The organism is Paenibacillus wuxiensis, from assembly GCF_040195695.1.
GTDB classification, from domain to species: Bacteria; Bacillota; Bacilli; order Paenibacillales; family Paenibacillaceae; genus Paenibacillus_B; species Paenibacillus_B suaedae.
In genome coordinates this window covers 176,599-199,860 of record NZ_JBEFZI010000005.1, presented here as the reverse complement: position 1 = coordinate 199,860, position 23,262 = coordinate 176,599, and the positions used below count along the sequence as shown (strand labels likewise).

18 protein-coding genes are annotated in these 23,262 nt (G+C 48.8%); 6 read left to right on the top strand and 12 right to left on the bottom strand.

The genetic code is table 11. The features are described 5' to 3' along the window. Positions 1-34: 34 nt before the first annotated feature. From ABN764_RS12545 to ABN764_RS12525, 5 genes are all read right to left on the bottom strand, one after another. Positions 35-1,729, bottom strand: coding sequence for a response regulator transcription factor (locus tag ABN764_RS12545; RefSeq protein ID WP_446672063.1), 1,695 nt, complete (start codon positions 1,727-1,729; stop codon positions 35-37). A 117-nt stretch (positions 1,730-1,846) separates the two neighbouring features. Continuing rightward, a complete protein-coding gene (locus ABN764_RS12540) occupies positions 1,847-3,688 on the bottom strand; it encodes a cache domain-containing sensor histidine kinase (protein ID WP_446672062.1) in 1,842 nt (613 codons plus the stop codon). An 8-nt stretch (positions 3,689-3,696) separates the two neighbouring features. Then, positions 3,697-5,352 (bottom strand): extracellular solute-binding protein, encoded by a 1,656-nt coding sequence (locus ABN764_RS12535; RefSeq protein WP_446672061.1) that lies wholly within the window; start codon positions 5,350-5,352, stop codon positions 3,697-3,699. A 130-nt stretch (positions 5,353-5,482) separates the two neighbouring features. After that, complete coding sequence (locus ABN764_RS12530; RefSeq protein WP_446672060.1) at positions 5,483-7,030, bottom strand: methyl-accepting chemotaxis protein; 1,548 nt, start codon at positions 7,028-7,030, stop codon at positions 5,483-5,485. Between the two features lie 49 nt (positions 7,031-7,079). Then, on the bottom strand, positions 7,080-7,649 hold the full coding sequence (locus ABN764_RS12525) for a hypothetical protein (protein WP_315746257.1): 570 nt from the start codon (positions 7,647-7,649) through the stop codon (positions 7,080-7,082). Positions 7,650-8,013: 364 nt separating this feature from the next. On the opposite strand from ABN764_RS12525, the gene ABN764_RS12520 reads away from it, so the two are divergent. Both ABN764_RS12520 and ABN764_RS12515 read left to right on the top strand, forming a co-directional pair. Continuing rightward, positions 8,014-9,054, top strand: a complete 1,041-nt coding sequence (locus ABN764_RS12520) for a LacI family DNA-binding transcriptional regulator (protein ID WP_021262624.1) — start codon at positions 8,014-8,016, stop codon at positions 9,052-9,054. A 296-nt stretch (positions 9,055-9,350) separates the two neighbouring features. After that, entirely contained in the window at positions 9,351-10,340 is a 990-nt protein-coding gene (locus ABN764_RS12515) for a glycoside hydrolase family 130 protein (protein ID WP_021256311.1), read from the top strand. A 184-nt stretch (positions 10,341-10,524) separates the two neighbouring features. On the opposite strand, the gene ABN764_RS12510 is transcribed toward ABN764_RS12515, so the two are convergent. Genes ABN764_RS12510 through ABN764_RS12500 form a run of 3 tightly spaced genes read right to left on the bottom strand, consistent with a single transcriptional unit; the run spans position 10,525 to position 14,214 of the window. Beyond that, positions 10,525-12,471, bottom strand: coding sequence for an ABC transporter permease (locus tag ABN764_RS12510; RefSeq protein ID WP_446672059.1), 1,947 nt, complete (start codon positions 12,469-12,471; stop codon positions 10,525-10,527). After that, positions 12,443-13,216 carry an ABC transporter ATP-binding protein gene (locus ABN764_RS12505; RefSeq protein WP_044354417.1) on the bottom strand — a complete coding sequence of 258 codons (774 nt, stop codon included), beginning with the start codon at positions 13,214-13,216 and terminating at the stop codon, positions 12,443-12,445. Before ABN764_RS12505 ends, ABN764_RS12510 begins: the two co-directional genes overlap by 29 nt. 35 nt (positions 13,217-13,251) lie before the next feature. Next, positions 13,252-14,214, bottom strand: coding sequence for a D-alanyl-D-alanine carboxypeptidase family protein (locus ABN764_RS12500; protein WP_446672058.1), 963 nt, complete (start codon positions 14,212-14,214; stop codon positions 13,252-13,254). Between the two features lie 277 nt (positions 14,215-14,491). Here ABN764_RS12500 and ABN764_RS12495 point away from each other — a divergent pair, with 277 nt between their 5' ends. Beyond that, positions 14,492-14,806, top strand: coding sequence for a hypothetical protein (locus ABN764_RS12495; protein ID WP_446672057.1), 315 nt, complete (start codon positions 14,492-14,494; stop codon positions 14,804-14,806). A gap of 37 nt (positions 14,807-14,843) precedes the next feature. Here ABN764_RS12495 and ABN764_RS12490 read toward each other — a convergent pair whose 3' ends face one another. The 3 genes from ABN764_RS12490 to ABN764_RS12480 all read right to left on the bottom strand — a co-directional run bounded on the left by ABN764_RS12490 (position 14,844) and on the right by ABN764_RS12480 (position 17,612). Then, on the bottom strand, positions 14,844-15,953 hold the full coding sequence (locus ABN764_RS12490) for a sensor histidine kinase (RefSeq protein ID WP_446672056.1): 1,110 nt from the start codon (positions 15,951-15,953) through the stop codon (positions 14,844-14,846). Next, entirely contained in the window at positions 15,934-16,641 is a 708-nt protein-coding gene (locus tag ABN764_RS12485; RefSeq protein WP_036667607.1) for a response regulator transcription factor, read from the bottom strand. Before ABN764_RS12485 ends, ABN764_RS12490 begins: the two co-directional genes overlap by 20 nt. Before the next feature lie 95 nt (positions 16,642-16,736). Next, positions 16,737-17,612 (bottom strand): LysR family transcriptional regulator, encoded by an 876-nt coding sequence (locus ABN764_RS12480; RefSeq protein ID WP_021255734.1) that lies wholly within the window; start codon positions 17,610-17,612, stop codon positions 16,737-16,739. A gap of 112 nt (positions 17,613-17,724) precedes the next feature. Between ABN764_RS12480 and ABN764_RS12475 the strand changes: the two genes are divergently transcribed. The 3 genes from ABN764_RS12475 to ABN764_RS12465 all read left to right on the top strand — a co-directional run bounded on the left by ABN764_RS12475 (position 17,725) and on the right by ABN764_RS12465 (position 22,759). Then, entirely contained in the window at positions 17,725-18,837 is a 1,113-nt protein-coding gene (locus ABN764_RS12475) for a citrate/2-methylcitrate synthase (RefSeq protein ID WP_446672251.1), read from the top strand. A 563-nt stretch (positions 18,838-19,400) separates the two neighbouring features. After that, positions 19,401-20,666: a Glu/Leu/Phe/Val family dehydrogenase gene (locus ABN764_RS12470; RefSeq protein ID WP_044356511.1), complete on the top strand. Its 1,266-nt coding sequence runs from the start codon at positions 19,401-19,403 to the stop codon at positions 20,664-20,666. 275 nt (positions 20,667-20,941) lie between these two features. Next, positions 20,942-22,759, top strand: coding sequence for a glycerophosphodiester phosphodiesterase (locus tag ABN764_RS12465; protein ID WP_446672055.1), 1,818 nt, complete (start codon positions 20,942-20,944; stop codon positions 22,757-22,759). Between the two features lie 108 nt (positions 22,760-22,867). Here ABN764_RS12465 and ABN764_RS12460 read toward each other — a convergent pair whose 3' ends face one another. Then, a complete protein-coding gene (locus ABN764_RS12460; RefSeq protein WP_021255730.1) occupies positions 22,868-23,173 on the bottom strand; it encodes an MTH1187 family thiamine-binding protein in 306 nt (101 codons plus the stop codon). Positions 23,174-23,262 lie beyond the last annotated feature (89 nt).

The following is a 23,262-nucleotide window of genomic DNA, read 5'->3' as shown; positions in this document are numbered from 1 at the left end:
GTGAGGTCAGGTTCAACTGAGCCTATGCAGCCCGTTAACCCCGCTTCCAGTCACTCGGCGTAACCCCCCAATATTTGCGGAATACCTTCGTGAAGTAGCTGACATCGCGGAATCCCGCCGCCTGTGCTGCCTCATATACCCGCTCCCCTTGAAAGAGTGCCTCCTTGGCTCGCTCCATGCGGCGCATAAGGAGATAAGACGAGAAGGGCTGATCCATCTCCTGCTTGAACAGCCTGCTCAAGTACGAGGCATTAATAAACAGCCGATCCGCCACCTCCTGCAGGGTTAGCTCTGTATGAAGTTCATTCTCGATTAGCTCCTTCACTTCCGATACCAAGCGATTGCCGCCGCGACGACGCACCATGCCTGCTTCCGCGCCAATGCGCCGCATGACACTTCGCATCCACTCACTCCACTCCTGCTTCGTTCGCAGTTCGGCGGTGTGACGGAACCATCTTGCATCCTCTCCCATTACCTCCACCATCGACCACCCCTGCCTGCGCAGCCACATAATAATCCACGATTGCAGGAACATCATCTGCTCCTTAAATGCCTCTGCCTCTGGAATCGCACATACTGCGCGAATCCAAGCTTCGGCCAGTTCCGCTGCCTGCTGCTCTTCGGCAGTGTTCCAGGCAATGTCCAGTTCCCGTTCCCACTGCTCCGTATGTATCGTTACGGCCGAAGCATCTTCAGCCGCTCTCAGTCCGTGATTGCGGTACGGAATGACAATATCGCCACCATGAACGAGCCGCTGACGGAGCGCGAAGTCCGCTTCCTTATACAACCGCGGCACGTCAGCCAGCCGCCCGCACGCCGAGCAGATGCCCGCACTCGCCGTAAGCTTCAATGAAGTCTTAATATACTCCAGCATCTTGCCTGCCAGTGCATGAATGCCAATCATCAGTTCTCCATCCGATCTCTCACAATGACTTTCTGCTGCTTGAGATGCCTCTACCCTTCCATTCTCCTCAGCCATGCCCCTAGAGAACGTAGCTGGCGGATAGCGAAATAGGATGGCGAGCGGACCGTCTGCTTCGCGGCATAATAGCATAGAGCCATATTCCATCCCTGTCATCGTTTCCTCCACGACTTGGCCGACCGCGAAGTGCATTAGACCCTGATCGCCTCCAAATGCCTGCACCCGCTCCTGCGGGTAAGGATCAGGATCGATTACCATCACTGCGTAGCGCTCGTCTTCCTGCAAGTCGATACCGAGTTCTGTCATTCTCCTTAGCAGCGAGGCCGTCGACAAGCTGCCATCCAGCCCTTGGCGCAAGATGCGCTGACGCAGTATCGGCAAGTAGTTGTGCCATTGCTGACGCAGCATATCGGCATCATGCCGCCGCTGAATGTCTTGGCGGCGCTCCGAGACTGCAGCGGCAACTGCTTGTAGGATGGCATCCTGTCCCGCTGGCTTCAATAGATACTGCTTCACTCCCATGGATAGCGCCTCTTGAGCATAAGGGAAGTGATCATGACCGCTGAGCACCACCGCCTTCACCTCAACATTCCACTCCGACGCTTGCCTCACGAGGGATAAGCCATCTCCGTCCGGCAGCTGTATGTCTACAAGCAGAATATCCGGACGCTTCAACTGCAGCCACCGCTTCCCTTCTTCTAGGGTAGCGGCTGCCGTTACTTCCGTGATCCCTGCCCTCTCCCAAGGCATAAGCTCAGTTAAGCTTTGACGGAGCCGCAGCTCATCCTCCACAATCAATAGGTTCATCTTATCTCCTCCTCGGTGACGATTCGAAATGAAGGCATTCTTTACTTCATCAACTGGCGAAGGGGCAGCTGAAGGCTGCCTAGCAGCATTAAGCATTAAGCATCAATTTATTAAGCATTAACCTGCCGTCCTCGACCGATCTTCAATTTGTATCCCCACGTATGGCTCGGACAAGGGAAGCACGAGCGTTACCGTTGTCCCCCCACCCCATACACTATCAATATGAATGTTCGCGTTCTGACCGTAATTCAACCGGATTCGTGCCGCGACATTTCGAAGTCCATAACCAGCACCTGTGTGGTCGCTCGCCACCACACCATGCTCTGTCGGCTGCCGCAATACAGCAGACAGTTCCGCTTGCAATTGGGCGCGCATGTCCTCCGTCATACCCGTTCCCGAATCGATGACCCTAATTGTAAGTCTTCTCCCTTCTGTGTCCTCCTCTACTCGGACTACAATGCGCAGCAACATCTCTGCTTGCTGCGAGGACTTCTCCAAGCCATGTATGATGGCATTCTCGACAATGGGCTGCACCAGCAGCTTCACGAGCGGAAGTTCTTCTGCGCGCGATTCAATATCGTACTCCATATGGAATAGGTCTAAGAACCGGATTTGCTGGATTCGTATATAAGCATGCAAATGCTCTAGACAGTCCTTCACGGTAATTACATCCTTGCCCTTACTCAGACTTAGCCTGAAGAATCGAGATAAGTGAAGTACCATCTCGGAAATATCCTCAGCTTCAGCATGCTGGGCCATCCAATAGATCGAATCTAAGGTGTTGTATAAGAAGTGGGGATGGATCTGGGATTGGAGCAGCTTCAGCTCTGTATTGGCAAGCCGCAAGCTCTGTTCATAGTGATCGTGAATGAGGTGCTGCTGCTGCGATGCCATGTGGTTAAATAGGTGGGTCACGATACCGAATTCGTCCTGCCGCGTCGAAGTCAGCCTCACATCTAAGTTGCCGCTCGTCATCGCCCTCATGCCCCGAGCTAACTTCCGCATAGGAGCAGCAATGCTCGTGTAGATGCTATAAGCCATAACGAGGGCAATGACAATGCTCAGCGCAATCATAAACACCGCGTAATACTCCAGCTGGTAGGACTGGGCGAACAGCTCCCTCTTCGGCTGAGCCAGTGTCAGTGTCCAGCCGTAATAAGGCGAGGCTGCTTGAATTAACACCTGATCATTCGCTTCTGCACGTGTCAAGTAATTCTGATACGATTCAGGCTGCTTAGCCGTGCCTGTGACCCATTTCCCATCTGCCGTATATAGATGCAGCTCTGCCTGTGGCGATGGTGTAACAGAACGGATATATTGCTGCAAGCGCCCCATGTTCAGGCTAATAATAAGCGCATGACGTTCTCGATTCGGGTTGTAAATATCCATCGCTCGAACGACTGCCAGACTATCCGCTCCAAACGCTTGGCCGAACGGCTTCCCCGCCCCTATTCGTTCGTCCGGCTGAATGAATACAATGCCTGTCCCCAGTCCATTAAGCAGCTGTCGAAGCCAAATGCGTTCATCCGCACGATCAACCGGAAGCACGCCATGGAGCGTAGAAATCACGGAGTTGGAATGATCGTGATATACAGCAATTTGCGAGAACATTGGATGAATCGATAGAAAGTTGGCCAGCTTATGCTTCAGATCGGCGAATGCCATGACATTCTTCGGCTCCAGCTTCCGCTTCGCATGTGCAAGCGCATCGTTCATCTCCGTATCGGTTGATAGCACTGCGGACAGCTCTTCCACGTTCTGAAGCACGAGCTCAATATTGTCCATGAGGGCATGCATTGCACTTTCGGTACGAGCGGTCGTCTCTGACAGAAGCAGCTCCTGAGAGCGCTTGTTGGAGAACCAGCCGGTCAACAGCAGAGGGATCAGAATAAGTACAAAATAGATGGTTAATCGCCACTGAATCCGTTGGCGAATTTGGTCACGTATCATTTTCAGCATATTAGCACTCATCCTCCGTGCTTCGAACTGCGTTCAGACTGAATGAATGGCGGCTCACTTCCAATCTGGTTGCGACTGAAGTGATACCAGTCATTGGCCTCCTTCGTCATATCACGCCCGCCTTCATTCATCCATTCCGACACGTATCTGTCGAACTCCTCAAGTGGTCGATTGCCAAGAATAATGTCGATGAGCATATCATTCTTCTTCAACAATAACGGTGCATATCTTGTCATCGCTGGTGTCGGCAGAGAACGGAAAGCGCTCGGACGTGCATGCATAGATGTAAATCGAAGATTATCGTACAACTGGTATTGAATTCCTAACGAATCCAGCCGGTATCGGGTGTAATCCTCATCAGGCATATCTGCCAAATTAGCATAAAGTCCGCGATAATGATCCTGATTATGGCGCTCCATATTGGTCACCCTCTTCCCCTCCTTCCAAGCCCACACGTCTCCCTCGAATCCAAGCTTGAGGGTATCCCTCCCCTCCTCGCCGATATAGTTAAGCAGCTTCAGCACCTCCACCGCGTGAGAGCTGGTAGCAGGGATTACTTGATAGCTTCGTACTTGAGGCAGCGCAAAGGTTCCACTTCCTCCAGGCCCCTTCGGGAAAGGTAGGGGGATCCATTCTGCACGCGGATCCCGCGCCTTGCTCCTCTCCAGCACACCACGGGTATCGTACCATGTTCCCGTGAACAGACCCAGCTTCCCATCCACAACCTGCCTCTCCAGTCCACGCTGTGTTTGAATCGGGAACAATGGATCTACGAGCCCCTCCTGAACCATCATGCGCATGAAGGCAAGGGCCTCCTTCATCTCTGGCTGCACATTGGAATATACGAGCTGGCCATCCCGTTCCATCCATTGATTGAGCTGCACACCATATGCACCGAACCACGGTGAGGTGCGGCCCAACTCTTCAATGAAGCTGGTACCATAAATATCGTGCAACCCATTGTCGTCCGAACGGAGCGAAGTAAAGGCACGCATCACATTTACCATCTCCGCAAGAGTAGCTGGTGGTTCAAGTCCGAGCTGTTCCAGCCAATCCTTGCGAATATACATCATCTCCTGCCCCCTTCCCTCATGCAGGCTCGGAATCGCATATATTTGGCCGTTAAAGGACACCTGCTCCCACACTTCAGGAGGAATCCGTTCCTTCAGCTTTGGCGCGTATCGGGCAAGCAAGTGGTCGAGCGGTGTTAGCATCTGCTTCCGTGCGTAAAAGGAGACCCAATTCGCATCCGTAATGCTGATCAGGTCTGGTATATGGTTCGACATCATCATGACACCGACGCGATCCTCATACCGATGTGATGGGGGGATGATCACTTCTACTTGAAGACCCGTCTTCACCTCGATGTCGGTTACATACGGATTGTCGTTCTCCGTCAACGGTTCTGGGAACCCTATGCCAAGACTATTCAATACAACCGTAACCTTAGGCAGCAAGGAACGCTGTTCCGCCACCTTCGACTGCCCTACCTGCCCACTGCATCCAATCAGCAGCAATAAGCATACAGCTCCTGCCATCATCCCGCCTTTCTTGTACACAAGAATCGGTCGCAGCACAACAGCTAACCCACTCGTTGTAAGCGTATACATTTTGAACAGCATGACTCTAATCCTGCTCGCCTCTCCCCGATGCTTCATCCACATACTTGCATTCCCCTCTCCATACCTGACCTCCATCAATCTGGGCGGAAGATTATACCTACCTGCTTTCCCTTAATCATACAGAAAGGGCCTATCAGATTGTACTCTCTGATAGGCCCTTTTTTTCATCTATTTATTCTTCTTCGGACAGACGCTTCAAATCACTGACATGCTTGTCTAATCGGCTGTATCCATCAACAAGCACCTGAATATCCATATGCTGCTGCTCCATATTCGCCAATACTTCTTCTACAGAAGCCATATGCTCCTCCGTGCTGTTCGTAATCGTCACAACACCGTGTGCCATATTGGAGTACTGTGTCTGAAGGTCGCGAACGGCTTCATGCATCGCTTCCGACTGACGGTTCACCTGGTCGGTGTTATCCGTAATCGTACGCATAATCCGCTCCACTTGCCCCGTAGCCTCTACACTGGATACGACGGCAGATTGTCCACGCTGTACCTGCTCAGCTGCGGCACTGATCTGAGTTCGTATCGTTTCCAATATAGTTGCAATATCCTCAGTCGCTTTCTTCGCATGGTCAGCCAGCTTGCGAACCTCTCCCGACACCACTGCGAAGCCCTTGCCATGCTCGCCTGCTCGCGCAGCTTCAATCGCCGCATTCAAGGACAGCAAGTTCGTCTGTGCGGAAATATCACTAATGGTACTGACAATATCGCCGACCTGCTCCGTCTGCGCATTCAGTGCGTCCATCACTTGCACAGTCTGTTCCACTGTACGTTTCACACGGTCAATCTCACCGACAAGGGTGTCAATCTGACCACTGCCCTGCTCGGCCAATTGCAGTGTAATTGATGCAACCTGCTCCAATTGATTCGTCCCGTTCGCAACGTGACTTACGGAGCGCTCCACGGATTCCACAGAGCTTCCGATATGCTGCAGGCTAATCGTCTGCTGTTCGAAGCCTGTCGATATTTGCGCGAATGTCTCTGTAACTTCACGCGAGATCGTTCCTGTCGATTCTGCACGCAGCTTCTGCTCATGACTGAATTCATTAAGCATCGTAACCGAAGATTGAATTTGTCCAAGCAATTCTATCGCCTGCTCCTTCGATTTCAGCGCTTCCGATCCCCGTTCTGCTACTTGCCGCTGCAAGTTCTGACTGAACACCGCCGAAGCACTGAGTGCAATCGTCACGAAGAGCAGATACATAAGCAAATAGAGGAGCGGCTCGCGCGTGAACAGCTTCTCATTCAGGAATGGATCATAGAATATGTACACCGTCATTAGCATACTGACAACGCCGGTAAAGATGATAGGACGATAATTCTGATATAAAGTCATCAAGCTGATTACGACATAGAATAACAAATACGTGCTGAAGATCGGATTCGGATCCGACTTCATCAGCAGCAGGACAAGCGAACACAGAAACACCGGAATTAAGTACATCACATACTTTACGCCAATGCGCTTATAGGTTAAGAACGTTGCTAATCCACAAGCTACCGCGCCAAAACCAATCAGCACATACAGCATGGTTCCGACAATACCTGCAGCCAAATCCCCGATGATTCCAATCGCAAGCATTGTCCATATGATCTTGACAAACAGGCGGTTGCGCCTGTCAAGAATCGTTAGTTCATTCACGTCATCTACCAACTTTCTATGTATCGAGTGATCGTCGTTAACAGCTTGTCTAGTCAGTTCGTTAACCATTCCTTAACATTTCTGCATTTCCGTTAACTTCAACACCTTATTATATCGGCTAACAGGTGATAGGAATTGAGTGAACTTCCACTTGTTCCTGTTCTGGGATTAACCAGTCGAACTTGGCTGGATTCTGCCAGATTGCACCGACATGAATAAGAGTAGGAATGACATCGTCTCCCTTATAGAACATCTTCTTCCCCACCTTGCGCATCGGTACATGGAATGATACGCGCAGCGCACGCGCGAATACCGGTTCCAGCAGACAAGCGCATTGCAAGATCCCATGCTTGCGCGAGTAATGAACGATTGAAGATAGCAGCCGATCGATATTATGACCGCGATGTTCCTTCAGCAAAGCTACCTTGTCCACTTCAGCCACTTGCTCCGGGGCGCTCATCACCTCCGGCTGCTCCGCGAATGGCGCGACCTCGTTCAACATACGCGCACTCTCCCTGTACAGCTTCAGTTCGAATGTTCCTACAGCAACCCCTTCCTCGTTAAATACGATGACCTGTTCCAACGGATGTGCAGCGGATTCCAGTTCAAAGCCCATCTCCTTCCAGACTGTTGTCCAAATGGATCGATACAGCTGCACCTGTTGTTCGCTTTTCACCGAAATATGCATTTCCCTGTAACTCCTTTATGTAAATATTTATATAATTTGTTATCGGTCACAGGTAAAGGAATGATTACAAAAATCTTTTTTCAAAAAAGCCATGAAAACAGAGAGTTATTTTCTGAAATCGCACTTCTCTGTCTCATTGTAAAAACGATCGCTTGTAATGCCAACTCCCTATTTCAAAATTCGTTCCAACGACCCAATTATATATGAATATATACTCATATTCTGTCGGTTTAGTTGCAGTCTATGCCGCTATCCAACCATCCTCACAGCTGCAACTTTACATTTGTCATAAATGTAAACCTCCTATATACTTGTAACAACGTTAATTTAGACACAATCCATTCGTAATCGGAGCGATTTATAGATGTCACAATCCAAAGTAACTCAACAACATATTGCCGACGCGCTGAACTTGTCCCGCAATACCGTATCGAAGGCGTTGAACAACGATCCTGACATGCGCGATGACACGAAACGCCGCATCATGAAGAAGGCCGTCGAGCTCGGTTATACCAAATTCCATCAATTCGAAGCGGCGGAAGGAATCAGCTCGACCAATCGTATCGTGTCCCTGCTTACTCATTCGGATTATATGGGCAACCACTATTGGTCTAGCTTCATCAAAGGACTGAATACAACCTTGAAGGAAGCTGGCTACTCCCTGGCGATGACGATTATTGATATGGAAGAAGAGCGCGAACAGAAGCTGCCTTCTCTATTCGTGCAGCAGCGGCCTGCTGGCGTTATTATGATCGGCCCCTTCTTGAGGGAGTACTATGAACTAATCGAACGTTCAGGCATTGCCTCGATGTTCATCGATACGTATGCGGACTTCAACTTCGGCATGCTGGGCAGCGATATTATGCTCGTAGACAATGCCCATAGCGTATATGCCCTAACGCAACAACTAATTGCACGTGGACATAAGAAGATCGGCTTTGTAGGCGATATCGGCTCCTGCCTCAGCTACCGCGAACGGTGGGAAGGCTTCAATCGTGCGCTGTCTGAAGCAAGGCTCAGTGTCAATGAATCTTGGTGCATCATCAACTCCATGAAGCGTCATTATTTTAATGAAGAGGAACTGTCCGCAGCCTATTCCCGGATGGAGGATAAGCCAACGGCCTTCGTATGTGTGAATGACAATATTGCTGTCGACTTCATGCAAATTGTGAAGGCAAGCGGCATGCGCGTACCTGAGGATATCTCCATTACCGGATTCGACAACATCGCCGAATCGGTGCTTGTTCATCCCGCCATCACGACCGTGCATGTACCGAAGGAAGAGCTCGGCATGCGCGCCGGAGAACAGATCGTATGGCGCATTGACCACCCGCATCGTCCGAAGGAGCTTATTCGCATCGGCGTGGAGGTAGAATGGCGCGATTCAGTACACAGTCTGATATAGTTTACATTTGCACATCTACATTCGGTATATAACACATTTTTGCACATTATTTGCACAGTAAATGCACAATATTTACTTGACATTGTAACCTTAGTGTTTTACTCTTTAGTTATTCGGAAACGCTGTCATTGCGTTTCGAGAGACAATTGACACATGCTGTGTTACAAGTTCAGTTGACATTGCACACGACATCAATAAAGAACAAGGCTCTCACCTATTCTTTTGGTCTCAACATCTGTCACCTGCACTTGAACAGCACAGGTTTCATACTTACTACGCAAAGCGAGGTTTGCATCATGAGCCAAATTAAGATCATCGGTCCAGATATTCCGAACATGCCTTGGGAAGAACGTCCTGAAGGACATCGCGACGTATTGTGGCGCTACAGCCAGAACCCAGTAATTCCACGCGATTTGCTGCCTAACTCGAACAGTATCTTCAATAGTGCTGTTGTTCCGTTCGAAGGCGGATTCGCTGGCGTATTCCGCTGCGACGATCGCAATCGCTACATGCGCTTGCATGCTGGCTTCAGTAAAGACGGCATTAACTGGGACATCAACCATGAGCCTCTCACATTTGAATGTGACGATCCGGAAATCGGCAATTTCATCGAAGGCTACGACCCACGCGTATGCTGGATCGAAGACCGCTACTATGTAACTTGGTGCAACATCTACCACGGCCCAACAATCGGCGTGGCATACACATATGATTTCAAGACATTCCATCAGCTCGAAAATGCATTCTTGCCTTACAACCGCAACGGAGTTATGTTCCCGCGCAAAATTAACGGCAACTATGCAATGGTGAGCCGTCCGTCCGATACAGGCCATACACCATTCGGCGACATCTTCTACAGTGAGAGCCCTGATATGGAATTCTGGGGTCGTCACCGTCACGTAATGGCTCCAATGGGCGGCTGGCAGAGCAAGAAAGTTGGCGCAGGTCCAATTCCAATCGAAACAAGCGAAGGCTGGCTCATGATCTATCATGGCGTCCTGAACTCCTGTAACGGATTCGTATACGCATTCGGCGCAGCGATCCTCGACCTGGATGAGCCTTGGAAAGTAAAATACCGCAGCGAACCATACTTGCTGCAGCCTTCCACATTGTACGAGTGCGTAGGCGACGTTCCTAACGTAGCATTCCCTTGCGCATCGCTTGTGGACGCAGCAACAGGACGCATCGCGATTTACTATGGCGCAGCTGACACGGTTACTGCTCTTGCATTCGGTTATGTTGATGAGATTATTGAATTCGTGAAGAATAATTCTCGCGTGAAGTAAGATATACTGTAAGCAAAGACTGCTGGGGAGCAGCACCGACTTACAGGGCTCTTCCTTTCTTTGCAACCCCTATACCTATGATCAAAACCCCCTTGCATCTGATCGCAATAAGCGGCCAGCGCGAGGGGGTTTTGTGCAATAAATGTGCAATAAGGAAGTCTACGATTATTTAGAATGTACAGTCTTACACCATCGCATTGTGCAATTGCTGCACGTAGCGCCATCGAATGACGAAGAAGTAAATAATTTGAACTACTGTGAAGCTAACGAGCACTTTAATTGTACTTTCCCCCACAGAGAAGTGAACCAACTGCTGCAGCGCTGCAAATGCAACCCCGCTATGCAAGATTGCGATGAGAAGCGGCAAAAAAAACATAACCAGCAGCTGTCGTGTCACGACGCGATTCAGTTCCTTGCGAGTCAACCCCATCTTGGACAGCATCTCGGTCTGCTGCTGATCCCGACTGCGATCCGTATATAATCGGAAGTATAAGAAGCTTGCGGCGAAGGTGAAGAACACCACACCAATGAGTACGCTCACGAGCAGCAGCAATCCATTTGCCTGCTTGGCCGCTACCCACTGTGGGTACAGCGCTCTAAACTGAAACTTCATGGATTCGCTCTGTTCTCCTTCTTGATCTGTGTTCAGTTGCTTCATTAGCTGTTCTGTTGTATCCCCAAGCTTACTCCAATGCTCTACCGCAAATCCATATACCGTATAGGATCCCTGGCCTGACTCATCCCGATCAGGTATCTGCTCATAAGCATCATCCGTTACCACAACAAGCCGGATGATCCCATAATCCTGCGGGAGCACTTGATGGGGTACAGCTTTCATAACTTGAAAGGCAAATCGAGTAGTGTCTTCTATCAGTTGGACAACTTCTTCGAAGCCTTCTTTACTATATACCCGCTCCCCCATGACTGAAGTCGGCACAAGGAACGCTTCATTATCAGCAGTAATCGCTTCTTGCTCATATCCAAGGGCTATCGCCAGCTTGTTATAATCGGACAACTTCATGACCGTGACATCATTACCTGCAAATTTCAAGGTTGCTGCGCCAACTCGATAAGGCAATTGCGATTCATCCAGTTTTTGTTTAATCAGACTCACATGGGCCTGTTCCTGCTTATTTCCTTGATACGAATAATACGTAAATGCAAACGGGTTCGTCATCTCCGCTAACCCTTGATTGCCGATTGCCGTACACGTACCAATCGCAGTAAATGCAACCGCCGAGATTACAGCAACGATAAAGAACAAGCGTGAATTATCCTTCAACCGATATCCCAGTTCAGAGAGCGTCAAGAGATTCGTCTTCTTGAAATACAGCCGCTCGCTTCGCTTCAACATTCGCAGTGCAAATACCGCGAATTGCGTGAACAGAAAATACGTCCCGACTACAGTCAGCACCACCCCTGACAGGAGTACAAGGAACGAATACGTGATGCCAGTTGCAAAGGAAAACACCGTCGCATAGCCCGCTCCGACGAGCAAGACGGCTAGCACCGAGAGTCCTATCGACGCCTTAGGTTCAGGCTTCGGCTTGTCCGATCCCTTGAGCAGATTAATGAGTTGATGCACCCTTACCATCCGAGTAGTCACGATCGATATCAGCAGGAAGAGGATCAAGAATGCGATAAACGTTGTCCCTATCGCCTTCAATGGTACATAAAACGTTAAGCCTTTATCAATCGCCAGAAGTTCAGATATCCCGGAGAGGATCAATTTCGAGAAAATGACACCCAGCAATACGCCTGCCACAATGGAGGCGCAGCCAATCAGCATATTTTCCATGAACACCAGCTTGCGAAATTGCTTAGGAGACATCCCATGTATGATGAGAATGCCAAATTCCTTGTTCCGTGTCTTAAGAAATGAGCCTACCGAATATAAGATGAAGAAGAAAGAAAACACGATCAGCAGAACCTGCGACACACGCAGTCCCATCATCCCAAGTTCGCTTAGTGTCTCACTGGAAGATCGAATCTTGCCGTTCAAATCGGGATGGAACAAGAGCAAAGAATAGGTGAAGAACATCAGTACCGAGAAGGTACTGCTCCAGAAATGAGCAGCGTACATGCGCTTGTTGCGAGTGATATTATGAATAGCTAGTTGTGAGAACGTCATTCGGATTGCCTCCCATCACGGACAGCACGTCCATTATGCTGCGCATAAACATGGACTGACTGCCTCTGCGAGTAATTTCATGATGCAGCTGACCATCCTTAATGAAGACAACGCGATCACAATAGCTTGCCGCCATCGCATCATGCGTAACAAGCAGCATCGTCGTCCCCTCCTCCTTGTTCAGCTGATACATCGTATCCATCACAGCTCGCGATGACTTCGAATCCAGGTTTCCAGTCGGCTCATCCGCCAGCAGCAGCTTCGGCTGGTGAATAATGGCGCGTGCGATAGCTGCGCGCTGTGCTTGCCCTCCAGAAATCTCGTAAATTCGCTTGTTCAGCAATGCAGTAATGCCAAGCCTCTCAGCCAGTGCATTCGCCTTGCGGTGCAATTTCTCCACTTCTACCCCGTCCAGTGTTAAGGGAAGTACGATATTTTCCTTAACGGTCAACGTATTTAATAGATTAAAGGATTGGAAAACGAATCCGAGCTCGCGCCGGCGGAATAGAGCCAGCTTCTCCTGAGATAATTGGAAGGGGTTATTGCCATGAATCAACACTTGGCCAGACGAAGGCGCATCGATGGTTGCAATCATATTCATTAAGGTGGTCTTCCCGCTTCCAGAAGGCCCCATGATGCCTACGAATTCCCCCTGCTCAATACCTAGATTAATATTGGACAATGCCTGATAGGCTACCTTTCCTTCATAAGTCTTACTTAAGTTCCTCACTTCTACCATTGTCATTTTCGATTCCACTCCTGTTTACGAGATTCCTTTATTCATCCTGCATATTGTTCAAAGCCATAATCGAGCAGTTCTCTCGCATCTGTCCAGACGCTATTCGAACCGGAATGCAGAACAACTGTAATCATTCGGTGATCATTGCGCTCGGCAGCGGAGACTAGACAGTATCCGGCTTCATCGGTGAATCCTGTCTTAATGCCTGTCGATCCTTCATAATAATATTCGCTCTCCTGCTGCAGCAGCCGGTTCCGATTCGTATACGACTTCATGATCTTCTCCATATCTGCGGACATGAGCTTCACATCAGCAGTGGTTTGGCCTACAATAGCGCGGAACACTTTGCTCTTCATCGCTTCCTTCGCAATAACAGCCAAGTCATGTGCTGAACTATAATGGTTCGCATCGTGCAATCCATGCGGATTCATAAAGTGCGTGTTGCGAAGGCCGAGCTGCTCTGCCCGATCATTCATGCATTGAACGAACACGCGGATCGCTTCTTCCGCATCCAAGGATGCATCGGCGCGTACCTGACGTCCCAATTGAACGGCAACCGTTCTCGCCGCATCGTTCCCGGACGGCAGCATCATCGCTTCCAGCAAGTCATTCCACAACAATTGCTGCCCGAAGCGCAGCCCTGCCGAGCTCTCCCCCGGATCGGCAAGCAGCACCTCCTGCCCTACGGTCACCTGTTCCTTCATGTCTGCCATCTCGATGGCGAGGAGCGCGGTCATCACTTTGGTCGTGCTGGCCGGTGCGAGCCGATCATCAGCATTCATCCCGTATAGAACTTCACCTGAATCTTGATTGATGACGATCGCTGCCTGGGCATCCAGGCTTCCTGAAGCAAATACATTCTGCCCAGTTACAGTGTTCACGCTATTAGACACTACTTTATATATCTTTTGTTTGATTTGTCCTGAGTAAGGCTGCAGTATGAACCAAATACCGGCAGCGGCGATGCAGCCTGCGAACAGCCATCTTTTCCTATTCAATCTCACGATTATCCACCCTTATCCTGTTATCATGCATTCGCATGTCTTCCCCTGATAGGTATCAGGATAACCGAATGGACTTAATAATGTGCTAAGCAGAAATGAAGAAAAGTGAATGAAAGATGAAGAAAATATGAAGAAGACGGTATAAAGGTTATGTGGAATTTATACCCTATGTACAAATCTATTAATTCTAGACCTTAGTAGGGGGGATTAATCGGCTCGAACAGGTATAATAGACATATGATTGTGAAATATGTAACATATCGAGGAGGTATACCTTATGAAACGCAACATCTTAGCCGCTGTTCTCATCTTGGGAGGAAGCCTCTTGCTTGGCAATACCGTATACGAGGGACTCCCAGGTGCTGGAAAGACAGAATCCGGCACAGCATCAGCTCACGACATGCAACAACACCATATGGAACAATCCCATATGAGTGATTCCCATATGAATGATTCTCGTATGAGTGAATCCCGAATGAGTGAATCTCGTATGGGCAATATGAACAGGGATGTATCACCACGTCACGGATCGAGCGACTCCCATATGTCGAAGTACTCCAGCAATAACGACAACTGCCATAACGAAGCATAAGTAGAACAAGAACCGAAGGCTCACCTGCCTTCGGTTCTTATTCATACAATGGAGGCACGGAGCTTGGAATCTCAACGACAAAGTAAGTGCCTTCCTGATTGCTTATCGCTTCAATTGTTCCCCCATGCAGCTCTACAATCGTCTTGGATATCGCAAGACCTAGCCCAGAACCACCCGAATGCTCCGATCTTGATTTCTCCACACGGTAAAATCGATCAAAAATATGCGGCAGATCATGAGCTGGTATAGGATCACCGCTATTGTGCACAGAGATCATAATTCGAGTCCCCCGCTTGCGGAGGAATATTCCTACTGCAGATCCACGCGGCGCATAGCGCATCGCATTGGTAAGCAGGTTGTCGAATACACGCACCAGCTTATCTGGATCCGCCTCGATCCAGTACTGATCCTCATCGCTGTGCATCGAGATGGTCAGTCCCTCCTGCTCCATCGGATAACGATAGTGTACACATAGCTGACCTGCCATTTCCACAATATTGAGCGGCTTCGTATGCAGCGTCATCCCGCCATTCATGCGGGTATATTCGAACAAGTCGTTAATCATGACGTTCAGGCGCTGAGCCTTCTCATAAGCAATATTCGTATAATGCCGCAGCTCTACTTCATCCCTATATCGATCCTGCTCAACCAACCCTAAATAGCCCATGATGGAGGTAAGCGGTGTGCGAAGATCATGTGATACGCTTGTAACCAGTTCATTTTTGGTACGTTCGGCAAGGCGCTCCTCTTCCAGCGACAGCTTAATCTGTTCGGCCATACGATTAATGTTATCCGCAAGCTTGCCAATTTCATCATCCGTGGAGACGGTGCAGCGGGCATCCAGATTGCCATCCGCCATACGCTGAACCGTTGCTGTAATTTGCTCCATATTTTTGATTAATTTGCGATTCAGTAAGAAATAGATACCGACGAACAGCGCCAACCCAACGACAATGAGCGGCGGAACGATTCCGAACATTCGCTCCAATGCCCGAAACAAGACATTAAGCAGATCAATTTGCAAGTAACTGTACATAACCATAGCTAGACCGAGCATGAGGTAGGCTGTTATCAATGCCAATATAATGCTCAGCACGAAGGTGAACAGCATCTTCCATCGAAGGCTACTATACCATGGTGTCTTCAATCTTATACCCTACTCCCCATACGGTCTGAATGAGTTTGCCACCGCTTGATTCCAGCTTGTCCCGCAGCTTGCTGATATGAACCGCCACCGTATTGTGCGATCCATTGAAGTTCTCTTTCCATACTCGTTCGTACAGCTCTTCCGCACTGAATACTCTTCCTGGGTTGCTCGCCATTAAGTAGAGAATATCGAATTCCACACTCGTTAAATGTACTGCTTGTCCATCCACCTTCACCGAATGGGTCGACTTATTAATATCCATCGTTTGAATGCGAATGACATCCACAGGCTGCGCTTGAGACTGAAGCTGCGAGTTCAATAAGTAAGCACGACGGAGCAGCGATTTCACACGTGCTACCAGCTCCAATGGATTGAACGGCTTCGTCATATAATCATCCGCACCTGTCATAAGGCCCATGATCTTATCCATATCTTCCGACTTTGCGCTCAGCATCATAACTGGCGTCGCTTGGTTCTCCCGAATTTTGCGGCATACCGCAAGCCCATCCAGTCTCGGCATCATCACATCGAGAATGACCAGTTCGATAGGTTCATGCTGAAGGATGTCCAATGCTTCCACACCATCGTATGCCTTATGCGTGCAATATCCTTCATTTTTTAAGTAAATATCGATTAAGCCAGCGATTTCTTTATCATCGTCGACAATTAATATATTTGTCACACCCATTACCCTCCTGCTTCCACTCTTAACATTGTTGGCACTAGCATACCGTTAAATACCGTCCCGGTTCAACGGCAATCACTAGCAGCCTGCTCTCCTGTTTACATGAATCCACGGAAAAATTCCAGAAAACGCTGCCCTTCAGTAACATTGTGCTTCATAACCGCATACGTTCTTGCGGTAGGCAGCATCAATTCCGAGCAATCCACCTGAAGCAATCTTCCTTCCGTACGTTCACGGCGAATCGTAATCTCAGGCAAGAACGAAATGCCAAGCCCTTCTTCAATGAACCGCTTCGTTACATGAACTTGGGTAACAAGCATTGTGCGAATGTATCGATACCTCGTCTGCAGCTCCTGCACAAGCGGCTCCCAATATTCAGGATGATTATAAGTGAGCAGCATATGATTCGCCAGCAAATCTCCGAGCTGGAGCGGAGAAGCAGTCTCTGCATCATGCCCATCATGCGGCGCAACAAGCACCACCTCGTCCTCCCCCAATATATCACAGGTGAGCCGCGCATCACTTGCCCACATTCGAGATAACCCTAGATCCACCTGATCCTGCAGCACCGCATCGGCAATTTGCTTCGATTCCAACACCTGAACTTGAACCTCTACATCAGGATTAGCATGCACATAGCGATTCAAGACATGTGGGATGAGATATGCCGCTACAAGCGGCGATACCGCCAGATTCAATCTGCGGGTATAGCCCTGCTTGAAGCGATGCAGCTCCTGCAGGCCTTCCTCGTGGACGGACAACAGATGTTTCGCGTGCGGAAGGAATCGCCGTCCTTCCTCGGTCAATTCTACTCTGCGTCCTACTCGTTTAAATAAAGGCGAGCCCAAGTATTGCTCCAACTGCTTGATCTGGATCGTTACCGTCGGCTGCGAAATGAACAATTCCTCCGAAGTGCGACGGAAATTCTCATGCGCAGCAGCGTGCACAAATGTTTGTATCCATTTCAAATCCATCGTCATCGGCTCCTTATTGATTATGATTCCCTATTAAATCAATAAAAACGTTTCAATATTTTTAATCAAACACCATGTATATAATAATACATATTAAAGGAGGAGGGAAATGATGGTTGACAAGGGGTTAAAAGGTGTTGTTGCAGCAGAAACCGAATTGAGCTTCATTGACGGCAATGCCGGTATATTGCTTTATCGCGGATATGATGCTAAAGAACTTGCCATTCGGCATTCCTTCGAGGAAGTCGCTTACCTACTCTGGTACGGCTCGTTGCCGAGCTCAGCAGAATTGCAATCCTTCAAAGCGGCCTGGGTGCGCTGCAGACAGCTGCCTGAGCCTGTCATCCATTGCTTGAACCAGCTTCCTTCAGACATGAACTTGATGAGCCAGCTGCGCACCGCAGTCTCTGTACTAGGAACAACTGTATACGAAGGGGCTCCACACATTGAACAAGCGATGGCGTTAACGGCGATGATGCCTGCTATCATCGCGAACTTGTATCGCAAGCAGCAAGGGCTGCCTATATGGGAATCGATACCGAGTAACGAATCTCTAGGCCATGCAGCCCATTATCTATATTTGCTGACAGGTGAGGTTCCGACCGATATCCATGCCAGCGCGTTGGAAACGTACATGATCCTTACCATGGAGCATGGACTGAACGCTTCCACCTTCACCGCTCGCGTTATCACATCCACAGAGTCGGATATGGTTTCCGCTTTGACGGGGGCGCTTGGGGCGATGAAGGGGCAGCTTCATGGCGGTGCTCCTTCAGGTGTAACGGAAATGCTGGAGGCGATCGGTACGGCTGATCGAGCGGAAGACTGGCTGCGTGAACAGTTGGAGAATCGTAGTCTGTTAATGGGCTTCGGACACCGTATATATCGAACACGCGATCCAAGAGCAGAAGCATTGAAAATGCGCATTGCGCAGATGGAGGAAAGTGACCATTGGCTCGATTTGGCTCAGCTCGTCGAGGATACTGCTGTACGACTACTCGCTGAATATAAGCCTGGGCGCAAGCTGTATGCGAACGTCGAATTTTATGCAGCTGCCATTATGCGTGCAATTGGATTGCCTAGTGAGTTGTTCACACCAACCTTCTCGGCAAGCCGTACCGTCGGCTGGACCTCCCATATGATCGAACAGGCGAAAGACAATGTCATCTACCGTCCCGATGCCAAGTACATTGGCTCGTTTCCCACTACTGAACATGTATCGTAAAGCGTAAACCTTGGTCTCTATCCTCGTTTTTATACATTTATTGGGTGCCTCTTCGTCGGATCGGAAATAATCAGACGAGCAGGCACCTCCTTTTTTATCCGAAACCACGTAATTTATCCAAAAGACGAACAATCACAAATTTGTACCACTTCCATTATCCAATCCCATTTTGGCGGATCGAACCCACCATAATATGGTTTAATTAACCAACGTAACTTTAAAGCACCTTATAGCTTGTCCTCTTCACACAGACATTCCCCAATGACACCCCAAGCACAATCCCCTAGTTATTATCATATTTATTTGAAATACGCCCGTATAGAGCGCGAAAAATGTCCTCTCTTGAAATACATACCATCCACTTCAAATTGTTAAAATTTTTCTATAAAAAGGTTTTATGGCCATAAAAGATTATATTAATGTAATAAAATTTATCACCCTGTGTAAAATCTTCTTTTACGGATGTGGGCGTTTTTGCGACAAATCGTATTTCAAAAAGCGCACATTGTCAGTATAATGTGTGAAAAGTGTTCCTATATTGCAGAGAGGTTAGGTGTAATCCCATGGAAACCATACAACGCGAACAAACAGAAGTACTTAACCCATACGAAATCGTTAAGAAGCAAATTGATGCAGCTGCAGCTAAATTGCAATTGCCCGAGCATGTCACCGAATTACTGAAGAGACCAAAGCGTGTTCTTTCCGTAAACTTCCCAGTTCGAATGGACGACGGCTCTATTCGTATCTTCGAAGGCTATCGCTCGCAGCATAACGATGCAGTAGGACCAACAAAGGGCGGCATTCGCTTCCATCCGGATGTAACACTTGACGAAGTTAAAGCACTCTCCATGTGGATGACATTCAAGTGCGGTGTTGTTGGCTTGCCATACGGCGGCGGCAAGGGCGGCGTTATCGTGGACCCGCGCACACTCAGCAAAGGCGAGCTTGAGCGCCTCAGCCGCGCATTCATGGAGGCAATTGCCGACATCGTAGGACCAGAGCGCGATATTCCAGCTCCAGACGTATATACAACACCTCAAATTATGGGTTGGATGATGGACACATACAGCCGCTTGCGTGGACACAACTCGCCAGGCGTTATTACAGGCAAGCCAATCATCATCGGTGGTTCCCTTGGACGGAACGCGGCGACTGCTCAAGGTTGCGTATATGCAATCCAATCTGCATTGGAAGACATTAAACTTCCGATGGAGAACGCAAAGGTAGCCGTTCAAGGCTTCGGTAATGCTGGACGTATTGCAGCTCGCCTGCTCACAGACCTCGGTGCAACAGTAGTGGCAGTCAGCGATTCCCGTGGCGGTATCTATGATGCAAACGGTCTTGATCTGGATCGTGTAGAGCAGTTGAAGGACGAAGCAACGATCCTCGATTACGGCGCAAGCTACCATATCAGTAACGAGCAGCTGCTTGAGCTGGATGTAGATATCTTGATCCCGGCAGCATTGGAAAATGTCATTACACAGGAGAACGCTCCACGCGTAAAAGCACGCATCGTTGCGGAAGCAGCAAACGGACCAACAACTCCTGAAGCGGACGCAATCCTGAACAAGAACGGAACGATTGTTATTCCTGACATTTTGGCAAATGCCGGCGGTGTTACCGTATCTTACTTCGAGTGGGTACAAAACCTGATGAACTACTACTGGAGCGAAGAAGAAGTTCTGGAGAAGCTCCAAGTGAACATGGTGAAATCGTATAATGCCGTTCGTGATCTGGCAAAAGAATACGCTACAGATCTTCGTACAGCAGCCTTCATGATTTCACTTCAACGCGTTACAGAAGCTATGCGTGCAAGAGGTTGGGTATAAGCCATTCCAAGCGCTAAAGGTCAAATATATCCTTACCCTTCAACATAAGTTCAGCCCTCTCCACTTCCAGCCGGAAGCACGGGAGGGCTGATTCTGTATATTGGACACATAAAAACTCCATTTTCATGAATTGTGTATATTCATTACACATACACTATCAACTATATTTTCTAACTGTCAGCACTCCCCATCTAGCCGTATTGTTGGTAAGAACGGGATCATGGTCTATAATGTAACGTGTATCACGATACTGACATAAAAGGAAAACATAAATCATGAATGCTAAGCGTACCAATAAGCGCCGTTCTCGATTCATTCCTTTTCGAATGACAAGGGATATTATAGGGGTGTGGAGATATGCTCACCGTCCTTTTCTTCTATTTGAATTGGTTTACAAACTACTGACGATTGGCGTATTCATCCCGCTTCTATCGATACTTTTCAACAAAATACTAGATGTCGGGGGCTTCAATGCGGCCGCGAATCACGATCTGCTCCGCTTCGTGTTCAGCAGATACGGCCTGATCAGCCTGCTGCTCATGGCCCCCATTGCCATGATGCTCATTTACACGGAATTTGCTGCTCTCGTCTATATTGCCTATTACGGTATTCAAAAGAAGCGCGCACGAATTAGGCCTGTGTTGTTCAAAGCCATCTCTCGCTTGCCAGGCTTATGGCGCATCGGGATATTCGGTCTGGCTCTTTATTTGCTGCTGTTGTTCCCACTGCTTGATGCTGGTATTGGAGGATCACTGCTGCCAAGTGTTGCGATACCGAACTTTATTACCGGTGAGTTAATGAAGACAAGTATCGGAACCATCGTCCTAGTCATTGTCGCGCTGGTCGTTCTCATTCTCAATTTGATTTGCATTTATGCCCTGCCGATTATGGTATTGGAAGGCAAGAATCAATTCTGGAATGCTGTCCGCGAGAGCGGCCGATTGTTCTGGCGCAGCAAGTGGTCATTAGTTAGAGCCGTGATTGAATGGGTCATTATCTTCTTACTCCTATTCATTCTCCTGATCTTTATTCTCATCCTAGTGGGGCTTCTGCTTCCTGATGTAGATAGCGAGGGGGCTGCCATAGCTATTACGCTCGGCATCACACTCAGCCTAGGCCTGTATATTGCAACGCTAGTTATGACACCATTGTTCATTACCGTCATTACACTGCTCTATGTGCGATACCAAGGCCAAGACCAGGTGAACCTGGATACAGACGGAGTCGATGCCACTGTCTGGGAAGGTCGCGACATGCAGCGTTCACTTGTGCGGCGTTACCGCTCTGCACTGGCGACATTCGGACTTCTTATTCTTATCGCCATCGGCTGGGGGGCAACGACCTTATTGACCGATTGGGGAGAGGCTAATGATAAATTCATCATCATGGCTCATCGCGGCGATGTGACTGCCGGTGTGGAAAATACAATGGGCGCTTTCGAAGGCGCCCTTCGAGCAGGGGCTGACTATATCGAGCTTGACATTCTTCAGACGAAGGATGGCAAGCTGGCAGTTATCCATGATGAGAACTTGAAGCGGTTATCCGGAAAAAATGTAAATGTGTTCGATCTTACACTCGCTCAGTTGCAGCAAATTCCGCTGCGCGCAGGGGAGTTCCGTGACTTCGTGCCTTCCCTCGACGAGGTACTCGAGCGAACGAAAGGGAAAATCAAGCTCAACGTGGAACTCAAGACACATGGTCATGAGAAGAACTTGGTCTCTACCTTTGTCAACACGATACGCAAACAAAAGGCAGAACAACAAATTATTGTGCAAAGCCTAGATTACGAACTGGTTCAGAAGGTGAAGAAGGCAGCACCGGATCTGACGGTCGGGTATGTCATATTCGCCACTTTTGCTCCGCTTAATCGCTTCGAAGCAGATTTCTTCGTTGTCGAAGAATCATTTGCCCGACCAAGACTCATTCGTTCAGCGAAAATGAGCGGCAAGCCCATTTACGTCTGGACGGTCAATGATACAGAGAGTGTAGAGCGATTCTATACCCTTGGAGCTGACGGTATCATTACAGACATTGCTACTGATGCAAAAGAGACCGTTAATGTACTGCACATGGTAGAGAGCGAGGAGCAATAACAAGAACAAGAAAGCTCCATTCCCATCTACACACAAACACCCGGTATAGAAGCGAAATCCGCTTACCTACCGGGTGTTGTTCTTATCTCTATTTGAACGATTTGCCTATCAGTCCTGCAGCTTCTCTCGTACGGACTGCAGTTTCTGAGCAACCGAGGATGGCTTGTCTCTGCGGTCATCGATTTTTAACACAGTTGACACACGCTGTGCTCCTGCCTCGAATGGACTTTCATGAAGTGCCTGCACCGCTGCGAGCAATCGATCCAATGGCCCCTCAATAATGGTTCCCATCGCAGTTAGCTCATAGGTTATGCCCTCAACACTCTCCAGCGCCTTCTGCATTCCCGCCACGTAACTGCTCAAGCTTGTAGAGCCTGTGCCGACTGGAATTACAGTAATCTCAGCTATCGCCATATACGTTCATCCCTTTCTTGAACCTATCCCCATCATATCCCTTCACGAAAGGGAGCTCAATACGATTCCTACAATAATTATCTCCCTTC